This window comes from Aquiflexum sp., from assembly GCF_977115555.1.
In genome coordinates this window covers 1-2,745 of sequence record NZ_CDSBKL010000479.1, presented here as the reverse complement: position 1 = coordinate 2,745, position 2,745 = coordinate 1, and the positions used below count along the sequence as shown (strand labels likewise).

General features: G+C 40.1%; 4 protein-coding genes. All 4 read right to left on the bottom strand.

Annotated features, from left to right (window positions below):
* Nucleotides 1–102: 102 nt before the first annotated feature.
* Nucleotides 103–393 carry a hypothetical protein gene (locus ACZFYI_RS18530; protein WP_462525608.1) on the bottom strand — a complete coding sequence of 97 codons (291 nt, stop codon included), beginning with the start codon at nucleotides 391–393 and terminating at the stop codon, nucleotides 103–105.
* Between the two features lie 160 nt (nucleotides 394–553).
* Nucleotides 554–931: an iron chaperone gene (locus ACZFYI_RS18525; protein ID WP_462525607.1), complete on the bottom strand. Its 378-nt coding sequence runs from the start codon at nucleotides 929–931 to the stop codon at nucleotides 554–556.
* 29 nt (nucleotides 932–960) lie between these two features.
* The gene (locus ACZFYI_RS18520; protein WP_462525606.1) at nucleotides 961–1,806 is read right to left on the bottom strand and encodes a sulfurtransferase; all 846 of its coding nucleotides are present in this window, start codon (nucleotides 1,804–1,806) and stop codon (nucleotides 961–963) included.
* A gap of 26 nt (nucleotides 1,807–1,832) precedes the next feature.
* A complete protein-coding gene (locus ACZFYI_RS18515; RefSeq protein WP_462525605.1) occupies nucleotides 1,833–2,471 on the bottom strand; it encodes a hypothetical protein in 639 nt (212 codons plus the stop codon).
* Nucleotides 2,472–2,745 lie beyond the last annotated feature (274 nt).

Genomic DNA, 2,745 nt, shown 5'->3' with positions numbered 1-2,745 from the left:
AAATAAAAAAACCATGGAAAGGGAAATCAAATGAAGCACACTGAATAAAAAAAAAAGGTCAATGCTTTCGAAAGCATTGACCCATATAGGTATTTCTATTTTCTAATTAAAAATCTTATTGATCTTATCGATTTTACCATTTACGATGGAATCTACCCTCGAACTTGATTTGTTGACAAGAGAATCAAGGACTTTGACCTTTTCTGTTTCCAAATTGATGAGCGAGTCAAGTGAATTGATTTTATCCAACTCCTTGTTGACAATTGAATCAAGCTTCAATGCCTTGTCAGTAATGCTGTTGAGTTTGTCTTCTACTTTTTTTTCAATGTCGCCACAAGAAGTGAAAACAAAGAAGCCAAAGAGGATGGGGAGGAATTTGAATAAGGTTTTCATTTTTGGTTTGGTTAGATTTTTGGATGAATACTTCGGTTACATCACGCCAATCCTTACGCCGATTTTTTGGGGTTGTTTTCCCAAATAGGCTGAAAACCCTATAATTAATCACAATTCATTTGATGCACTATATAAATGTTTTTTATGATCGGCCAAAAATTCACTTTCTCTTTTTCGCCGGGTTGGCTTTCCTGATATTTTCATCCAACCTAAAAATCACAATGTCTGATATCAGTTCCAAAGGAAGCGGTTTGTCCAACGGAAACTGAACAGTTCCCTTTGCAGTAGGATATGGCGCAAGTTCTTTCTTGAATTCCGCTATACCTGAGGCTCCTGGATAAAATCCGATGTGGGTTTTATAAGCTGCAAAATGGACAAGGTTTCCATGAAACTTAAAAGTAGGAATGCCATAATTGATGCATTCCACTGCCTCAGGAGCAACTTTCCGGATAGAGTGTCGGATGCCTTGCAATTGCTCCTGAATGTCCTCGGGAAAATCCTGGAGGTATTCATCTATGTCTTTAGCAGCTGTTTTCATTGGGTCAAAGAAGGTTGAATAGTAAATGTTTATCCTAATTCTGTGGCTATTTCTCTACCATTTCTAGACCATTCACTCCAGGAACCTACATACAGTTTGGGGATTTCCATTCCTGCATGTGCCAAAGCCAATAGTGTGTGGCAGGCCGTGACTCCCGAACCGCAGTGCACAATGATGTTTTCGGCAGATTTTCCTTCCAATGCTTTCTCATATTTTGCTCTGAGTCCTGTAGGAGAAAGGAAAAATCCTTTAGGATCAAGATTAGAGGCAAAAGGAATATTTACCGCTCCCGGTATGTGTCCCGCCACCAGATCGATGGGCTCTTTTTCCCCACGGTACCGCTCATTTTCCCTTACGTCTATGACAAGATACTCAGGATCTTGCGATACCTTATCGATTTCCCGGATATCAGCAACCGGCAATTGCCAGAAAGAAACTTTGTAATTTCCTTTAAGATATACTTTTTCAACCTCTGAGCTTAAAGGAAAACCTGCATGGATGGCAGCATCCATTCCTCCATCCAAAACCTGTATTTTTTCATGACCGATTGCCCGCATCATCCACCAAAACCGGGCTGCGGCATTGGCTCCGTTTTTATCATCATACACAACGACATGAGACGATGGGCTGATGCCCAGACTTGACAACAATTCCGAAAACCGGGAGGCTGTTGGTAAAGGATGTCTTCCTCCCTCTGCAAAATCCGCTTTGATATCAGAAAGTTGGCTGTTTAGGTCCACATGATGGGCTCCTTTTAAGTGTCCGGCTTCGTAGTTAGCTTTTCCAAACCTAGCATCGATGAGAACAAATTCAGGCAGTGCTGATAAAAGGAGTAAATCAGAAGCGGAGATGATCGGTGAAAGGTTTTGAGTCATGTTTGTTTTATTGGGTTTCTAAATTCTCAAAAAGTAAACCAAGGATAAGGTTCATTGACAAAATCCAATGCCCTAGTCAATCCATCACCGGGGATCAGTTTGAGTTCAGGTTGTACGGATGGATTGGAAGGATAGGACTTTCCGTCAAATTTCACAATCCTGTTCTTTCTCCCTGAATAAATGATGAGGTCTTTCCATCCATTTGTTTTGACAGTGTCTATGACTACAGGGTAATCAGCGACCGTAAATCTGGTGATGATATTGCCTTCATGGTCCAAAATCAACTGACTGCAACCACCGGAACCACAAAAATAAGGCCCTGTAAATCCAACCATGATTTCCGTTTTGCCATCATCATTCAGGTCATATTCGAAAAATATAAATTTTCTACTGTAATCGTCGATGATGTTTTTATCAAGATCATCTTTGAACATGCCCTGAATGGTTTTTCTAACCAAATCAGCAGTTTCTTTCGAGCTGCTGTTGATAGCATAGAGGTTGCCTGGAATGGTGTCTGTGGGATCGGGGTCATAGACCTCTTCAGGGACCGCCATTTCTGTTTGGATGCTTTCAGGTTGTTCGTTTTCGTCGGATTTTGGAGACTGACAACCTACAGTTCCCAAAATCAGGAGACTGATCAGGATGAAGATTTGGCTTTTTGACATAGCTGAAATTATTTGGGGTCAGAGGCTTGTTTTTGGATGGATTTGATTTCATCCCCAATATAATTCATTGCCTTTTCAAAAGTCTCAATCCGCTTCCCTTACTGAGAAAAAATTTTCTTATCCATCAGTTTTATTGGTATTTTATTCCATACCAAAAATTTCCAAAAGGAAACTCCTCCGTTTTTCTTTATATTTAAAGACAACCAATATCCAATAACCCAATTCTTGTACTGAGCGAAGTAAGTAACCAATATAACCATAAACCAAATAATCA